This is a genomic window from Streptomyces sp. ICC4 (genome assembly GCF_003287915.1).
Lineage (GTDB): Bacteria > Actinomycetota > Actinomycetes > Streptomycetales > Streptomycetaceae > Streptomyces > Streptomyces tritrimontium.
This window is the reverse complement of the sequence record NZ_CP030286.1, coordinates 5,398,103-5,413,704: the sequence shown is the minus strand read 5'-3', so window position 1 is coordinate 5,413,704 and position 15,602 is coordinate 5,398,103. Positions and strand designations below refer to the sequence as shown.

Annotated in this window: 17 protein-coding genes; 7 read left to right on the top strand and 10 right to left on the bottom strand. The window is 72.7% G+C overall.

What is annotated here, in order from left to right; translation table 11 throughout:
- Positions 1–83: 83 nt before the first annotated feature.
- The gene (locus tag DRB89_RS25230; protein ID WP_112453549.1) at positions 84–605 is read left to right on the top strand and encodes a DUF4396 domain-containing protein; all 522 of its coding nucleotides are present in this window, start codon (positions 84–86) and stop codon (positions 603–605) included.
- A gap of 96 nt (positions 606–701) precedes the next feature.
- Here the strand turns inward: DRB89_RS25230 and DRB89_RS25225 are convergent, their stop codons facing one another.
- Together DRB89_RS25225 and DRB89_RS43130 are read right to left on the bottom strand one after the other, a co-directional pair.
- Positions 702–1,163, bottom strand: coding sequence for a hypothetical protein (locus tag DRB89_RS25225; RefSeq protein ID WP_112449532.1), 462 nt, complete (start codon positions 1,161–1,163; stop codon positions 702–704).
- Complete coding sequence (locus DRB89_RS43130) at positions 1,160–1,306, bottom strand: hypothetical protein (protein WP_162688712.1); 147 nt, start codon at positions 1,304–1,306, stop codon at positions 1,160–1,162. Before DRB89_RS43130 ends, DRB89_RS25225 begins: the two co-directional genes overlap by 4 nt.
- An 80-nt stretch (positions 1,307–1,386) precedes the next feature.
- Between DRB89_RS43130 and DRB89_RS25220 the strand changes: the two genes are divergently transcribed.
- On the top strand, positions 1,387–1,956 hold the full coding sequence (locus DRB89_RS25220; protein ID WP_112449533.1) for a TetR/AcrR family transcriptional regulator: 570 nt from the start codon (positions 1,387–1,389) through the stop codon (positions 1,954–1,956).
- Between the two features lie 80 nt (positions 1,957–2,036).
- Positions 2,037–2,477, top strand: coding sequence for a hypothetical protein (locus DRB89_RS25215; RefSeq protein ID WP_112449534.1), 441 nt, complete (start codon positions 2,037–2,039; stop codon positions 2,475–2,477).
- 173 nt (positions 2,478–2,650) lie between these two features.
- On the opposite strand, the gene DRB89_RS25210 is transcribed toward DRB89_RS25215, so the two are convergent.
- The 4 genes from DRB89_RS25210 to DRB89_RS25195 form a co-directional block, all read right to left on the bottom strand.
- Entirely contained in the window at positions 2,651–3,634 is a 984-nt protein-coding gene (locus DRB89_RS25210; RefSeq protein WP_112463421.1) for an RluA family pseudouridine synthase, read from the bottom strand.
- A gap of 24 nt (positions 3,635–3,658) precedes the next feature.
- Entirely contained in the window at positions 3,659–5,194 is a 1,536-nt protein-coding gene (locus tag DRB89_RS25205) for a serine hydrolase (RefSeq protein ID WP_112450586.1), read from the bottom strand.
- Positions 5,195–5,258: 64 nt separating this feature from the next.
- A complete protein-coding gene (locus DRB89_RS25200; protein WP_112450585.1) occupies positions 5,259–6,101 on the bottom strand; it encodes a siderophore-interacting protein in 843 nt (280 codons plus the stop codon).
- Positions 6,102–6,163: 62 nt separating this feature from the next.
- On the bottom strand, positions 6,164–7,069 hold the full coding sequence (locus tag DRB89_RS25195; protein ID WP_112450584.1) for a 5'-3' exonuclease: 906 nt from the start codon (positions 7,067–7,069) through the stop codon (positions 6,164–6,166).
- Positions 7,070–7,403: 334 nt separating this feature from the next.
- On the opposite strand from DRB89_RS25195, the gene DRB89_RS25190 reads away from it, so the two are divergent.
- On the top strand, positions 7,404–7,952 hold the full coding sequence (locus tag DRB89_RS25190) for an XRE family transcriptional regulator (protein WP_112453705.1): 549 nt from the start codon (positions 7,404–7,406) through the stop codon (positions 7,950–7,952).
- An 8-nt stretch (positions 7,953–7,960) separates the two neighbouring features.
- The gene (locus DRB89_RS25185) at positions 7,961–8,698 is read left to right on the top strand and encodes a helical backbone metal receptor (protein WP_112450583.1); all 738 of its coding nucleotides are present in this window, start codon (positions 7,961–7,963) and stop codon (positions 8,696–8,698) included.
- A 15-nt stretch (positions 8,699–8,713) separates the two neighbouring features.
- Here DRB89_RS25185 and DRB89_RS25180 read toward each other — a convergent pair whose 3' ends face one another.
- Positions 8,714–9,838: a TDT family transporter gene (locus DRB89_RS25180; protein WP_112450582.1), complete on the bottom strand. Its 1,125-nt coding sequence runs from the start codon at positions 9,836–9,838 to the stop codon at positions 8,714–8,716.
- A gap of 70 nt (positions 9,839–9,908) precedes the next feature.
- Here DRB89_RS25180 and DRB89_RS25175 point away from each other — a divergent pair, with 70 nt between their 5' ends.
- Positions 9,909–10,880, top strand: a complete 972-nt coding sequence (locus tag DRB89_RS25175; protein WP_112450581.1) for a LysR family transcriptional regulator — start codon at positions 9,909–9,911, stop codon at positions 10,878–10,880.
- Between the two features lie 86 nt (positions 10,881–10,966).
- On the opposite strand, the gene DRB89_RS25170 is transcribed toward DRB89_RS25175, so the two are convergent.
- The 3 genes from DRB89_RS25170 to DRB89_RS25160 form a co-directional block, all read right to left on the bottom strand.
- A complete protein-coding gene (locus tag DRB89_RS25170; protein ID WP_112450580.1) occupies positions 10,967–11,662 on the bottom strand; it encodes a gamma-glutamyl-gamma-aminobutyrate hydrolase family protein in 696 nt (231 codons plus the stop codon).
- A 38-nt stretch (positions 11,663–11,700) separates the two neighbouring features.
- Entirely contained in the window at positions 11,701–13,173 is a 1,473-nt protein-coding gene (gene eat / locus DRB89_RS25165) for an ethanolamine permease (protein WP_239516327.1), read from the bottom strand.
- Positions 13,174–13,320: 147 nt separating this feature from the next.
- On the bottom strand, positions 13,321–14,067 hold the full coding sequence (locus DRB89_RS25160) for an FCD domain-containing protein (protein WP_112450579.1): 747 nt from the start codon (positions 14,065–14,067) through the stop codon (positions 13,321–13,323).
- 77 nt (positions 14,068–14,144) lie between these two features.
- Here DRB89_RS25160 and DRB89_RS25155 point away from each other — a divergent pair, with 77 nt between their 5' ends.
- Entirely contained in the window at positions 14,145–15,524 is a 1,380-nt protein-coding gene (locus DRB89_RS25155) for a glutamine synthetase family protein (protein ID WP_112450578.1), read from the top strand.
- Positions 15,525–15,602: the final 78 nt, after the last annotated feature.

The following is a 15,602-nucleotide window of genomic DNA, read 5'->3' as shown; positions in this document are numbered from 1 at the left end:
GCGGAATACCCTGGGGGGGTATATGGTTGTGGTGTGGGTCCGCGGGAGCGGGGTCACACTTGACGGGATTGGGGATGACGGTCATGGACCACAGCGCACACCACACCGGCACCGCTCACGACCACAGCGCGCACCAGGTGCACGCGGATCATGCCGGGCAGCAGATGGGCGGGGTGACCTGGGGGGCCGCCGTGAAGGCGACGCTGCACTGCCTGACCGGATGTGCGATCGGCGAGATCCTCGGCATGGTCATCGGTACCGCCCTGATGTGGGGCAACGTCCAGACGATGATCCTGGCGATCACGCTGGCGTTCGTCTTCGGCTACTCCTTCACGCTGTTCGCGGTCCGCCGGGCCGGCCTGGACTGGAAGAGCGCGATCAAGGTGGCGCTGGCCGCGGACACCGTCTCGATCGCGGTGATGGAACTCGTCGACAACGGCATCATCGCCCTGACGCCCGGGGCGATGGACGCCCACCTGTCGGACGCGCTGTTCTGGACGGCGCTGATGGGCGGTTTCGCCGTGGCCTTCGTGATCACGACGCCGGTGAACAAGTGGATGATCGGCCGCGGCAAGGGTCACGCCGTCGTCCACGCCTACCACTGACCGCAGTCCCACATCAGGAACGAGGCTGGCCACATCGCGAAGGTGCGGCCGGCCGCGTTCGCGCGGAGGGCGCCGAACTTGGCCCGGCTGAACGGTTCAGCGCGGCGGAGAGTTCTGCTCGCACCGGCGGCGGCGTCCGTGGCGCGTCACTCCACGCGGCTTGAACACCGACAGGGTGACCGCCGTGAGCAGCACCAGCAGGGCGGCGGCCGCGTCCGCGAGGTGGCCGACGGGCTGCATGTGGACCAGCAGCAGCACGGTCGCGGCCACGGTGATCAGCAGTTTCGTGATCACCCAGTAGTGCCGCAGCAGCCCCCACACGGTGCCGAGCGACTGCACCAGGCCGGTCAGCAGGCAGGCGACGCTGAACGGGACGATCACATACCAGCCCAGCACGTCCATGGCCAGATAGGCGCCCCGCACCGTCTGAGGCGCGCTGCTGGTGAGGCCGGCGACGGCGAGGGCGAGGAACGCTGCGACCGCGCCCAGCCAGCCGACCGAGGAGGTGACATGGAGCGTGAGGGTCAGCTTGCGCAGCCGCGGCGGGAACTGGGTCACGGCGCGTGGCCCGCCATGCCGCCGCCGGCCAGGTGCACGATCACGAACACCACGACCAGCACGACGGCGATCGCGGCGGAGACCTTCACCCAGCGCGGCGCGCCCTCGCCGTCGTCATCGTGACGGTCCGGTGAGCCTGCCACGACACCTCCCGTTTTTTCGAGACACTCTGTCTCTATCTGAAACCGAGTGTATGCCCTGTGGACGTCCGTATCCTGGGTGGGTGCCGAAGCTGTGGAACGAGACGATCGACGCGCACCGCGCCGCCGTGCGCGAGGCGATCCTGGACACCACCGCGAAGCTGGTGGCCCAGGGCGGCCTGCGGTCGGTGACCATGTCCCAGATCGCCGAGCAGACCGGGATCGGGCGGGCCACGCTCTACAAGTACTTCTCCGACGTCGAAGCGGTCCTGTCGGGCTGGCATGAGCGCCAGGTCGCCGCCCACTTCCAGCAGCTCGCGGGCATCCGCGACCAGGACGGCACGGCCGTGGAGCGCCTGAGGGCGGTGCTGGAGGCGTACGCGGGCATCGCCCGGCAGCGGCACGGCGGCGAACTCGCCGCCCTCCTGCACCAGGGCGAGCAGGTCACCCACGCCGAGCGGCACCTGCACGGCATGCTCCAGCACCTCCTCGCCGAAGCAGCCGAAGCCGGCGACCTGCGCTCCGACATCCCACCCGCCGAGCTCGCCCAGTACTGCCTCCACGCCCTGACCGCTGCGGCCGCCCTCACCTCGGAGGCCGCGGTGACCCGTCTGGTCGCCGTCACCCTCGACGGCCTGCGCCCGGTTCCCTGAACCCACCCGGACCACCACTTCGTGTGATCAACAACGGGGCCACTGGACAGCGCCTACCGGACGCCGGATAGGGTCACGGCGTGATCACGGCCCGCCCTGCGCTCAGCACCACGCGGACCCGCCACCAGGCGGGCCCGCTGCGACTGCTGTGGCTGACCGCACTGCTGTTTGCATTCCTCTACACCCACGCTGCCGGAGCCGACAGCGCCTCCGCGCACGTCACCGGCGGCGCCGTCCCGGTGTCCCACCTGGCGCTCGCCGACACCGGCGGCGCACATGACCACGATGCCCAGCAGTACGACCGCCGTGACGACGCCGGCGGAGGCGGCGGCCACTCGCACCCAGCGGAAGCGTGCGCCTCCGGCCATCCGAAGCAGAGCTGCGACCTCCCGCACCCGACCGCCATCGCCGTGCGGACTCCCTTCTCCGCCGCGACGGCGCCGCAACCCTGGACCCAGCCCCCGCCCTGCGGCCTTCCTCCCCTGCACAGTTCCCTCAGTTCAGTGGTGCAGCAGGTATAGATCCGGGCTTTTGTCCCGATCCGTCCTGACTCTCATCGCCGATCCCGGACCGATGCCACTGCGGCACGCCGCGAACCCGGACCGGTTGCGCCATCCCGCCTCCCCACGCTGATTGGAGACCTCCTTTCCAACCAGCACCACGAGCAACCCGGCGAACCTTCCCGGTCACAGCACTAGGTCCGGGGGCGGGGGCCGGGGCCGGGGCCCGGGTCCGTCTCCCAGCCGGGGAGGTCGGTCCAGGCCCGCAGGGACAGGGCGCTCCCCAGTCGGTGCGCGATCCCGGTGACGGGGTCGGTGAACTCCAGTGTGCGGGCCAGTAGTTGCAGCGGGCGGCGGTAGTCGTCCGGCGCCGGATCGCGGACCACCGGATAGACCGGGTCGCCCAGGATCGGCAGGCCGAGACTGTTCATGTGCACCCGCAGCTGGTGGGTGCGCCCGGTGTGCGGGGTCAGCCGGTAGCGCCCCAGGCCGCCCTTGACCCCGACGAGTTCGGCCAGCGTCTCGGCATTGGGCTCGGCGCCCTCGACCTCCGAGGCCGCCATCACGCCGCGCACCTTCTCGATGTGGCTGCGCAGCGTCCGGGGGAACTCCACCGCCGGGTCGTGGGGCGCGAGCGCCTCGTACTCCTTCTTGATCCGCCGCTCCTGGAAGAGCAGCTGATAGGCCCCCCGGTCCTCGGGGCGGACGCTGAACAGCACCAGCCCGGCCGTCATCCGGTCCAGCCGGTGCGCCGGGCTCAGCGCGGGCAGGCCGAGCTCCACCCGGAGCCGGGCCAGGGCCGTCTGGAAGACGTGGCTGCCGCGCGGGGTGGTGGCCAGGAAGTGCGGCTTGTCGGCGACCAGCAGGTGCTCGTCGCGGTACACGACCCCGATGGGGAAGGGCACCACCGGCTCGGCGGGCATGTCCCGGTGGTACCAGAGGAAGGCGCCCGGCTCGTACGGGTCCCCGGCGCCCAGCACGCGCCCGCCGGCGCCCAGCACCCGGCCGTCCCGCAGCAGGCGGGCCATCGACTCGGCGCCGCGCGTGCCCTCGTAGCGGGCGGTGAGGTACGAGCCGAGGTCCGGCCAGCTGCCCTCCGGGTCGGGGGGCAGCCGCATGCGGACCGGATCGATGCCGGAGACCTGGGGCAGGGGCGCGGGGGGGATGTTGCGTTTCATCGGTCCCCACCCTAGGCCGACCGGCTACTGCCGGGTGAAGGTCCCCAGGTGGTCGGCGTCCAGGTACTCGACGCGCAGGGTGCCGTCGGCGAAGGTGACCCCGGTGCGCCCGACGGCGTTCTCGCCGGCCGTCTCGAAGCTGAAGACGTCTCCGTCGTAGTGGGTGAGCGGGTAGCGCTGGGGTCCGGGCCCGAGCGCGAGGGTCAGGGCGCCGTCGCGGTCCGCGGTGACGGCGGCCTTGCCGTAGAACGGGTTGTCGTACGTCCCCGTGTACGCGGAGTCGGCCCGGGCCGCCTTGGCGGCGGCGGGCGGGCGCGCGTAGTCGGTGGGGGAGCGGCCCTGGTCGTCGAGCTGCGCGTAGAGGGCCGAGACCAGCGGGAACCAGTCGGTGGTGTTCTTGCCGTGCTCGGCGAAGTCGAAGAAGTCCAGGGCCACCGTGTCGGCGACGCCGATGGGGGCGCCGTTGGTCAGGACGACGATGCCGAGCTTCTCCCGGGGGAGCATGGTGACGTTGGTGTTGGCGCCGAGGTCGAAGGCCCCGGAGTGGCTCAGGCGGACCCGGCCCGCGGAGTCGTAGGAGACGTTCCAGCCCAGTCCGTAGAAGTCGGTCGAGCCCGTGGCGTTCACAGGCTGCGACACGATCTCGGGGAGGTGGGTGCGGGCGAGGGTGTCGGCGGGGACGATGCGCTTGCCGTCGAGCGTGCCGCCGGCCAGCTGGAGCCGCAGCCAGCGGGACATGTCGCGGGCGGTGGAGCTGACCCCGCCGGCCGGTGCCTGGGCGTCCGGATCGCGGACGAAGCGGGGGCTCCAGGTGCCGTCGGGGTTGCGCACGTGGGTGGCGGCGTGGTCGGGCGCCTTGTCGAAGGCGGCGAACTCGGTGCTCGTGCGCGTCATGCCGGCCGGCTTGAAGAGGGTGTCGTCGGCGAGCTTCTGCCAGCTGGTGCCGTGGGCCTTCGCGACGGCCTCGGCGGCGGCGGTGAAGCCGAAGTTGGTGTAGGCGTAGCTCGCGCGGAACGCGCTCAGCGGCTCCAGGCGCAGGTGGTCGAGGATGTACGGCTGGTCGTAGCCGAGGTCTTCGAGCAGGTCGCCGGCGTGGTCGGGCAGGCCGCTGCGGTGCGAGAAGAGGTCGGCGGTGGAGACGTGGCCGGTGACCCAGGGGTCCTTCAGCGCGAAGCCGGGCAGCTCGGCGTGCCGGTCGAAGTCGGCGGGGTCCTTGAGGACGCCGGCGACGACGGTGGAGGAGACCGGTTTGGAGAGGGAGGCGATCTGGAAGACGGTGTCCGGGCCCACGGCGTCCTTCTCGCCGACCCGGCGCAGGCCGAAGCCCTTGAGGTGCAGTACGCGGTCGTCGTGGACGACGGCGACGGAGACGCCCGGGACACCGGTGCGGCGCATGAGGTCCTCGACGGTTGCGTCGAGGTGGCGCACGGCCGCTTCGACCTGCGCGTCGCTGATCTGGGGTTTCGGCGCGGGCGGCGGACCGGGCGCGGCCGCTGCCGTCCCGGTGGTCGCCAGGAGGGCGGCTGCTCCGGCCGCCGTCAGCGCGCGGAGCGTACGCATGCCCCCATTGTGGCGCCGACCGGGCGGCCCCGCCTCGCGGGCCGGGGCACGGCGGTCCGGGGGCTCAGCGCGAGGCGCCGACCGGTTCCTGCTCGGCCTCGACCCCGGCGTTCCAGTCGCGCTTGATCGCGCGCCAGCCCTCGTCCGTCTCGCCCAGGCGCCAGTAGCCGGAGATCGACAGGCGCTCGCGCGGGATCTCGCGCTCGACGCGCAGGTGGCGGCGGAGCTCCTTGACGAAGCCCGCCTCGCCGTGGACGAAGGCGTGGACGTCGCGGGAGGGGAAGGCCAGCGCCCGCACGGCCTCGGTCAGCGCCTCGCCGACGGGGCGGGAGCCGCGGTGGACCCAGATCGGGGTGGTGCCGTCCGGGGTGGCGGTCTTCAGCTCGTCCCGGGGGCCCTCGACCTCGATGAACGCGTGGACCAGGGAGCCGTAGGGCATCCGCTCCATCGCGGCGCCGATCGCCGGCAGGGCGCTCTCGTCACCGACCAGCAGGTGCCAGCCGGCGACCGGGTCCGGGGTGTAGGCGCCGCCCGGTCCCAGGAAGCGCACGAGTTCACCCGGTTGGACGCGGGCCGCCCAGGGGCCGGCCAGGCCCTCGTCGCCGTGGACCACGAAATCGAGGGTCAGCTCGCGGTGCGCCGGGTCCCAGGCGCGGACCGTGTACGCCCGCTGGCGCGGCCATTCCTCACGGGGGTGGGCCGACCGGATCTGCTCCAGGTCCCACGGGGAGGCGTAGCGCACGCCCTCCGGTGCGAACAGGATCTTCACGTAGTGGTCGGTGTACGCGCCCGCTGCGAAGCCGGCCAGCCCGTCACCGCCCAGAACGATCCGCACCATGTGCGGCGTCAACCGCTCGGTGCGCACGACGACTGCGGTGCCGACCTTGCGGGCGCGTCCTTCTGCCACGACGTCTCCCTGACTTTCCGACCCTGACTTTCGTGAAGCTTAGGATTACCTAAGTTAGCACCTCAAGGGCGCAGTGTGCTGCTCAGGCGTTCAACTGCTCCCCCCAGGCCCCAGCGCCGGGCGAGTGCCGCGACCAGGTCGGGCCGGGCCGGAGCGGCCGGGAGCGCCGGATCGAACGGCGGCAGTTGAACATCGGAGGCGACCTGGACGACCTTGGGGGCGACCGCCAGATACGGCCGGGATGCGTCGAGCCGCTTGCGCTGGGTGGGGGTCAGGGCCGACTTCGGGTCGTCGATCGCCGCGATGATCCCGGCCAGGTCCCCGTACGCGTGGAGCAGCTTCGCCGCGGTCTTCTCGCCGATCCCCGGGACGCCCGGCAGGCCGTCGCTCGGATCGCCGCGCAGCAGGGCCAGGTCCGCGTAGCCCGGGCCGTCGACCCCGTACTTCTCCAGCAGCCACGCCTCGTCGGTCACCTGGAGGGTGCCGACCCCCTTCAGCGGGTAGAGCACGCGCCGGTACCGGGAGTCGTCGACCAGCTGGTACAGGTCCCGGTCGCCGGTGACGATGTCCACCGGGCCGGTGGCGCGGGTGGTCAGCGTGCCGATCACGTCGTCCGCCTCGTAGCCGGCGACCCCCACCCGGGCGATCCCGAAGGCGTCCAGGGCCGCCTCGATGATCGGCACCTGCGGGGCCAGGGTGTCCGGGGTCTCCTCGAGGTCGGGGCCGCTCGCGGACTCCTGCGCGACCCGGTGGGCCTTGTAGGAGGGGATCAGCTCCACCCGCCAGTGCGGCCGCCAGTCGGCGTCCATGCAGGCCACGAGATCGTCGGGCCGGTGGTCCTGTACGAGGCGGCCGATGAAGTCGAGCAGGCCGCGCACGGCGTTGACCGGGGTGCCGTCGGGGGCTTTCACGGATTCCGGCACGCCGAAGTACGCGCGGTAGTAGAGGGAGGCGGTGTCCAGGAGCATCAGGCGTCGTGTCGTCGTCACGATCACGATGATGCCTTGGCGCCACGGGCAAAGTGGCGCAGGTGCGGTCTCTCGGCTCTTGAGCGCGAAACCGGGGCCGGTTGCTGCGTAAGGTGCTTACAGCACACCGATGCGCGATGGACCAGGACAAGGGGAGGGCAGCCCCGCCATGGACGACAGGGATGGCACGGACGGCACGAAGAGCGTGAGCGGTACGAGCGGCAGCGGTACGGACGGTACGAGCGGCACCCGCCGTGCGGGCGCCGCGAACGGCGCGGGCGGCCCCGACGAGAAGGACCGCGACCGGGACAAGGACGCCAAGGAGCCGCTCCGGGTGGGCGTCGCCGTGCGCAAGAGACGCCGGGCGCTGCACCTCACGCTCGCCGCCGTGTCCGCGCGCAGCGGCCTGTCGGTCCCCTTCCTCAGCCAGATAGAGAACGAACGGGCCCGCCCCAGCATGCGGTCCCTCGAACGGGTCGCCGACGCGCTGGAGACCACGGCCGTCGAGCTGCTGGCCGCCTCCGACACCGCGCGCACCGTGGACCTCGTCCGGGCCGGCGACGACTCGGGGCTCACCCCGGTCCCCGGCGTACGGCCCCTCGTACGCGGGCACCACCAGCTGCACGCACTGGAGTTCACCGGGGACCAGGACGCCGGCCGCGAGTACCAGCACCGCAACGACGAGCTGATGTACGTGGTCTCGGGCGCCTGCCAGGTGGAGGCGGAGGGCCGGGCCTACCGGCTGGAGAACGGGGACGCGCTGTTCCTGTCCGGCGGGGTGCGCCACCGCTGGCGGGCCGTCACCGAGGACACCCGGATCCTGATCGTGGCGGTCGGCGACCACATCCACGCCACCTCCGAACCGCCCTCGCCGGGACACTGAGGAACCGGGTGCGCACGCCGGAGCGGATCGTCTCGCTGGTGCCCTCCCTGACCGAGGCGGTGGCGGTGAGCGCGCCCGGAGCGCTGGTCGGGGTGACCGACTGGTGCACGCACCCGGCCGCGCTCGGGGAGGCGGCGCGCGTCGGGGGCACCAAGAACCCCGACGTCCGGGCGATCGTGGAGCTGCGCCCGGACCTGGTCATCGCCAACGAGGAGGAGAACCGGGCCCCGGACCTGGCCGCGCTGCGGGCCGCCGGGCTGGACGTGCTGGTCACCGAGGTACGGGACCTGCCGCAGGCCTTGAGCGAGCTGGAGCGGGTCCTGGTGGGGGCGCTGGGGCTGGAGCGGCCCGGCTGGCTGGCGGACGCCGAGGCCGCGTGGGCCCGCGTGGAGCCGCTCCCGCCCGCCCTGGCCTTCGTACCGGTCTGGCGGCGGCCCTGGATGGTGCTCGGGCGGGACACCTTCGCGGGAGACCTGCTGGCCCGCCTGGGCGTCCGCAACGCCTACGCCGGGCACGCGGAGCGCTATCCGCGGATCGGGGCGGCCGAGCTGGCCGCTTCGGGCTGCGACCTCGTCGTCCTCCCGGACGAGCCGTACCGCTTCACCGCCGGTGACGGGCCCGAGGCCTTCCCCGGGATCCCCGCCGCGCTCGTCAGCGGACGGCACCTGACCTGGTACGGGCCCTCGCTGGCCGAGGCCCCGGAGGTCCTGGCGCGGGCGCTGCGGGCGGCGGGCCCGACCCCGTAGGAGATGGGCACGGCACTAGCGGGGTGCGGCGATCAGGCGGCCGGTGAACAGGCCCCGCAGGGTGTTCGCGGCGGCGAGCAGCCAGGCGGTCAGCAGGGCCAGGAAGAGGGCCGCGGCCAGCCAGGAGAAGGCGGTGAGCCCGGTGTGGCGGGCCAGCCCGGCGGCGCCGGTGACGCAGGTGCCGACGGGGAAGGTCAGCGCCCACCAGGTCATCGCGAACCCCATGCCGTCGCGGGCGGCCCGCACCAGCATCGCCGCGGCCAGCGCCAGCCACAGCAGGGCGAATCCCATCACGGGGACCCCGTAGACGACGGCGAAGGCGGCGAAGGCGCCGGAGTACGCGCCGGATATCGACTGGGGGGCCATGTCCGCGAGGGAGTTCACGGCGGTGGTGGACTGGCCCAGGGGGCCGAGGACCAGGAACAGGGTCGGGGTGAGCGCCAGGGGCAGGGGGCCGCTCACGATCAGCCGCCCGAAGACCAGGGGGAGCATCAGCAGGGTGGCCAGCAGGCTGATGCCGAACATGGCGTAGCAGCCGAGCAGCATGGCCTCGCGGGCCTGGCCCGCGGCCAGGTGGGGGATCAGCAGGGGGCCCAGCGCGGCGGAGACCATCGGGGCGACCAGGGGGAGCAGCCAGACGGGGGTGGCCTGGTGGGCCTCGACCTTGTGGCGGACCACCATCAGGTACGGCACGGCCACGGCCGCGACCAGGCCGATCGCGGTGCCCGCGGTGAACAGGACCGTGTCGGCGGCGACGGCGGCGCGGACCCCGATCAGGTCCTTGCCGACGATCAGGGCGCCGCCGCCGACGGCCAGCAGGGCCATCGAGAGGCAGCCGTAGAACGGGGCCACGGCGGGGTCGAGGAGGTGGGCGCGGGCCTGGTCGCGGTGGTGGAGCCAGTGGCCGGCCCGGGCGGTCAGGAGCACGGCGAGGGCGGTGGCGGCCAGGACCCAGAAGAGCTGGCAGACCACGCGCTGGCCGGGGAGCTGGTAGGGGAGGGTCGCGCCGGCGTTGGCGATGATCGCCGTGCCCATGACGGCGGCGTACCAGTTGGGGCCGAGGTGGCGCAGCGCGGGAGCCTTGTGGGTCCGCTGGATCCCGGGGGTGGCGGGACGGGGTCGTACGAGGGTGGTGGCCATGGGTCCAGCCTCGTGCCGGGCGGGGCCGGACGGCAGGGGGCAGTGTCCTATGAGGGCATAAACTGAATTTATGGGCAATGGGTACGGCAGTGGCAGCGGATACGGCAGTGCGTACGGCAGCGAGGAGCGGCCCGACGCGCTGGTTCCGCTGGCGCACCGGGTCCCCGACCTGGGCGCCATGGAACTGCTGATCGCGGTCGCGCGCCTCGGCAGCCTGAGCGGCGCCGCGCGGCGGCTCGGGATCACCCAGCCCGCCGCCAGCAGTCGGATCCGGGCGATGGAGACCCGGCTCGGGGTCGCGCTGGTGGACCGGTCCCCGCGCGGGTCGACGCTGACGGCGGAGGGTGCGCTGGTCACGGACTGGGCGCGACGGGTGGTGGAGGCGGCCGAGGCCTTCGACGCGGGCGCGCAGGCGCTGCGGGGCCGCCGGGACTCCCGGCTGCGGGTCGCGGCGAGCATGACCATCGCGGAGTACCTGCTGCCCGGCTGGCTGATCGCGCTGCGCGGACAGCGCCCCGGTACGGCGGTGTCGCTGCACGCGGGGAACTCGGCGGTGGTGGCCGAGCGGGTCCTCGCGCACGAGGCGGACCTCGGCTTCGTGGAGGGGCTGAGCGTGCCGGAGGGACTCGACTCGGTGGTGATCGCGCAGGACCGGCTCGTGGTGGCAGTGGCCCCCGGGCACCCGTGGGCGCGGCGCTCGCAGGGGGTCTCGGCGACGGAGCTGGCGGCGACGCCGCTGATCCTGCGGGAGTGGGGATCGGGGACCCGGCAGGTGTTGGACGCGGCGCTGGCCGGGTGCGGGGGGCTGGCGGAGCCGCTGCTGGAACTGGCTTCGACGACCGCGGTGAAGGCGGCGGCGGTGAGCGGGGCGGGGCCGTGCGTGCTGTCGGAACTGGCGGTCGGGGACGAACTCGCGGGCCGCAGGCTGGTGTCCGTGCCGGTGATCGGGGCGGGGCTGGCGCGGGAGCTCCGGGCGGTCTGGCCCGCGGGGGCCCGGCCGGCGGGCCCGGCGCGGGACTTGCTCGCGCTGACCCGCCACTGACCCCGTGGCGCGGGACCGGGGGCTGTCCCCGGCCACCGCTGGGAGGTGGCCCCGGGCGGGGCCGATGCGGTCGGCGGGACCGGATTTCACCCGGGTGGGGTGGATGCCGCGGTGATCAGGGCTGACATGACGCGGGTGTCCTTGTCGCGTTCCGGGTGCCATTGGACGCCCACGGCCCAGTGGGCGGGGTCGGCCAGTTCGATCGACTCCACCGTTCCGTCGGCGGCGTGGGACGAGGCGATCAGGCCGCGGCCCAGCCGGTCGGCGGCCTGGTGGTGGTAGGTCGGGACCTCCGACTCCTCCGGGACCAGCGCCGCGTACCGGGTGCCGGGGACCGGACGGACGGGGTGCCAGGAGAAGACGCCGTCGCCCACCACGTGGCCGTCGATGTGCTGGATCAGCGTCCCGCCCAGGGCCACGTTCAGCGCCTGCATGCCCCGGCAGATCCCGAGCAGGGGCTTGCGGGAGGCCAGCGCCGCGGCGATGAGCGCCAGTTCCCACTCGTCGCGCACCGTCGCCGGCGCTCCGGTGCGGGGATCGCGCGGAGCCCCGTACCGGACCGGGTCCACGTCCGGGCCGCCCGCGACGACCAGGCCGTCCAGTCGGGCCAGCACCTCCTGCGCCGCCTCCGGCTCGTCCGGCGGGAGCAGCACGGCCGTGCCGCCCGACGCCTGGACGAGTTCGTAGTACCGGGTGGGGACGAGGGCCGTCGGGAGGTCCCACACGCCGTAGCGGGTGGACTCCTCGACGTAGGTGGTGATGCCGATGAGCGGCCTGGGCACGGTGGGTACCTCCGGGGAAGGGGCGGGGGATCCGGGGATCAGTCGCGGGAGAGCTCGGCCTCGGCTTCCGCCAGCGCCGCGAACTCCTCCTCCGGCGCGGAGGCCACCAGGTGGTGGCGACTGTAGAACGCGAAGTAGGCGAGGGCGACGGCGTACACGCCCAGGGCCATGAACGCCGCGTCCTTGTCGACGAGGAAGGTGGCGACCAGGGCGGAGAGGGCGAGCACGAAGGCCACCGTGGAGGTCGCGATGCCGCCGGGGGTGCGGTACGGGCGCTCCAGGCCGGGCTCGCGGCGCCGCAGCACGATGTGCGACAGGGCCATCAGCGCGTACGAGATGGTCGCGCCGAACACCGCGATGTTCAGCATGCGCGGGCCGTTCCCGGTGGCGGCGGCCAGCGCGAAGCCGATCGCGCCGGGGATGAGAAGGCCGAGGTACGGGGCCTTGCGCCGGGAGGTCAGGGACAGGAAGCGGGGCAGGTAGCCCGCCCGGGAGAGGGCGAACAGCTGGCGCGAGCCGGCGTAGATGAGGGAGAAGAAGGAGGCCACGAGCCCGGCCAGGCCCGCGTAGTTGACGAAGGTCTTCAGCCAGGAGAGGCCGGGGTCGCCTTCCAGGGCGACGACCAGCGGGTTGCCGGCGTCCTTGATGGCGTCGGCGCCGCGCGCTCCGGTCGAGGCGAGGAAGGTGACCAGCGCGAGCAGGACCAGGATGCCCATGGAGATCGACAGGGCGCGCGGCACGGAGCGGACCGGGTCCTTGGCCTCCTCGGCGGCCAGCGGAACGCCCTCGACGCCGAGGAAGAACCACATGCCGAAGGGGAAGGCGGCCCAGATGCCGAGGAAGCCCAGCGGCAGCCACGAGCTCGCGCCGGCGGCGGAGGTGTCGACGGCGATGTTGTCGAGGTTGGAGGCGTCGAACTGGGTGAACGCGCCGACGGCGAAGACGATGAGGGCGATCACGGCGATGGCGGTGACGACGAGGGAGAAGCTGAGGGCCTCGCCGACGCCCCACAGGTGGATGCCGATGAAGATCGCGAAGCAGGCGAGGTAGACCGGCCAGCCGGAGGTGAGGCCGAAGAGGTTGAGGGACTCGACGTAGTCGCCGATGAAGATGGCGATGGCGGCCGGGGCGAGGACGTACTCGATGAGGATCGCGGTGCCGGTGAGGAAGCCGCCCCAGGTGCCGAGCGCCCGGCGGGCGAAGCCGTAGCCGCCGCCGGCGGTCGGCAGGATCGCGGACAGCTCGGCGAGGGAGAAGACCAGGCACGCGTACATCGCGCCCATCAGGACGGTGGCTATGGCGAGGCCGCCGAAACCGCCCTGGGCGAGGCCGATGTTCCAGCCGGAGAAGTCGCCGGAGACGACGTACGCGACACCGAGGCCGGTCAGGAGCAGCCAGCCGGCGCTGCCGCGGCGCAGGGTGCGGCGCTCCAGGTAGCCGTCGCCGCCGTTCTCGGGGGATGTGGTGGGTTCGGGCACGGCTGCCAGCCGTGCGCCGGTGTCGTCGGCCATGTGCGCTCCTGCCTAGGGCAATGGTTGTGGGGCGTACCTTTGCTGCTCCGGCGTGGCGGGCGCAAGACCCCTGCGTTAAACAGGGGTTACGAAAACCTCCCGGGGGCTTCCGCGGCCCTCCCCGCCGCTCCCGCGCGCCCGCCCCGCTCAGGCCAGGAACCCCCGCAGCAGCGCCGCCGTGCCGCAGCAGTGCTCGCGCATCACCTCGCGCGCCGCGTCCGCGTCCCGCTCCAGCACCGCCTCCACCAGCGTGCTGTGCTGCTGCTGGGAGTGCTCGAGGTTGCGCACCAGCAGCGGGATGCAGTCCAGCAGGTCGTTCACGGTCGCGCGGACGGCCGCGTACTGGGCCGTCAGGGTGGCGGATCCGGCGAGTTCGCACAGGGTGAGGTGGAAGAGCGTGTCCTGGCGCCGGTAGGCGGCCAGCGGGGCGTCGTGGGTGGCGGCCAGCGCGCCGAGCAGCCGGTCCGTGTCCGGCTCCGACAGCCCCTGGGACGCACACAGTCCGGCCGCGCCCACCTCCAGGACCTCGCGGAAGCGCAGGACGTCCTCGATGTCCACGCCCGCGACGCGCCGGCGCAGCTCCTCCTCGGCGCCCCCGGCCGGGGTGTCGGGGCGGGGCAGCACAAACGTTCCGCCGTACCGCCCGCGCCGGGCCTCCACCAGGCCCTGGTCCTGGAGCACCTTCAGCACCTCGCGGAGCGTGACCCGGCTGATCCCCATCCGCTCGGCCAACTCGCGCTCGGGCGGCAGCCGTTCCCCGCCCGGCACCAGGCCGAGCCGGACGACCTGGAGGATCTGCTCCAGCGCCTCCTCGAAACCGTTGCCCGCCCGCACCTGGCGCAGCACGGGATTGAGCCGCGCGACGGAGTCGCCCTCGCTCGCCGTATCGGTCATCTCGCCTCCTCCCCTTCCCAAGCAATGGTTCTGTTCAATACCTTAGGCGTATTCGGCTCACCGAAGGAGAGATTCCCGTGGTAGACCGCAAGCCGCCGCTTTCGACGGAAGAGCTCCGAGCTCTCGTCGCCAGCGGTGAGATCGACACAGTGGTCCTGGCCTTCCCCGACATGCAGGGGCGGCTCCAGGGCAAGCGGTTCGCCGCCCAGTTCTTCCTCGACGAGGTCCTCGAGCACGGCACCGAGGGCTGCAACTACCTGCTCGCCGTCGACACCGACATGAACACCGTCGACGGATACGAGATGTCCTCCTGGGACCGGGGCTACGGCGACTTCGCCATGCACCCCGACCTCGCCACCCTGCGCCGGATCCCCTGGAACCCGGGCAGCGCCTTCCTCCTCGCCGACCTCGCCTGGGGCGACGGCTCGCCCGTGGTCGCCGCACCCCGGCAGATCCTGCGCCGCCAGCTGGAGCGCCTCGGCGAACGGGGCTACACCGCGATGGTGGGCACCGAGCTGGAGTTCATGGTCTTCCAGGACACCTACGAGCAGGCCTGGAACTCCAACTACCGCGGCCTGACCCCCGCCAACCAGTACAACATCGACTACTCCGTCCTCGGGACCGGCCGCGTCGAACCCCTGCTGCGCCGCATCCGCAACGAGATGCAGGCCGCGGGCCTGGTCGTCGAGTCGGCCAAGGGCGAGTGCAACCTCGGCCAGCACGAGATCGCCTTCCGCTACGACGAGGCGCTGAAGACCTGCGACCAGCACGCCGTCTACAAGACGGGGGCCAAGGAGATCGCCGCCCAGGAGGGCGTCTCGCTCACCTTCATGGCCAAGTACGACGAGCGCGAGGGCAACTCCTGCCACATTCACCTCTCGCTGGGCGACGCCGACGGGCGCAACGCGATGGCGGCGGACGGCCCGGACGCGCACGCCCACGGCGGTATGTCACCGGTGATGCGCCACTTCCTGGCCGGCCAGCTCGCCGCGCTGCGCGACTTCTCCCTTCTCTACGCCCCCAACATCAACTCGTACAAGCGTTTCCGTCCGGGATCCTTCGCGCCGACCGCCGTCGCGTGGGGCGTGGACAACCGGACCTGCGCGCTGCGCGTCGTCGGCCACGGCCGCTCCATGCGCTTCGAGAACCGCCTCCCCGGCGGGGACGTCAACCCGTACCTCGCCGTCGCGGGCCTGGTCGCGGCCGGGATCTACGGCATCGAGCACCAGCTGGAGCTGCCCGAGCCCTGTGCAGGCAACGCCTACACCGCCGACTTCGCGCACGTCCCCACCACCTTGCGCGAGGCCGCCGAACTCTGGGAGAACAGCGAGATCGCCAAGGCCGCCTTCGGCCCCGAGGTCGTCGCCCACTACCGGAACATGGCCCGCGTCGAACTGGACGCGTACGACTCCGCGGTGACCGACTGGGAACTGCGCCGCTCCTTCGAACGCCTGTAGAACCCGAACCCGAACCCGAACCCGAACCCGAACCGGAACCGGAACCCGAACCGGAGCCGTCCCACGGCACCGCATTAC

Excerpts from the sequence above, each read along its gene's own strand:
- eat (WP_239516327.1), bottom strand. The coding sequence starts at position 13,173 with ATGGCCGACGACACCGGCGCACGGCTGGCAGCCGTGCCCGAACCCACC.
- DRB89_RS25205 (WP_112450586.1), bottom strand. The coding sequence starts at position 5,194 with ATGCGTACGCTCCGCGCGCTGACGGCGGCCGGAGCAGCCGCCCTCCTG.
- DRB89_RS25180 (WP_112450582.1), bottom strand. The coding sequence starts at position 9,838 with ATGGCCACCACCCTCGTACGACCCCGTCCCGCCACCCCCGGGATCCAG.
- DRB89_RS25210 (WP_112463421.1), bottom strand. The coding sequence starts at position 3,634 with ATGAAACGCAACATCCCCCCCGCGCCCCTGCCCCAGGTCTCCGGCATC.
- DRB89_RS25230 (WP_112453549.1), top strand. The coding sequence starts at position 84 with ATGGACCACAGCGCACACCACACCGGCACCGCTCACGACCACAGCGCG.
- DRB89_RS25160 (WP_112450579.1), bottom strand. The coding sequence starts at position 14,067 with ATGACCGATACGGCGAGCGAGGGCGACTCCGTCGCGCGGCTCAATCCC.
- DRB89_RS25195 (WP_112450584.1), bottom strand. The coding sequence starts at position 7,069 with ATGCTCCTGGACACCGCCTCCCTCTACTACCGCGCGTACTTCGGCGTG.
- DRB89_RS25175 (WP_112450581.1), top strand. The coding sequence starts at position 9,909 with ATGGGCAATGGGTACGGCAGTGGCAGCGGATACGGCAGTGCGTACGGC.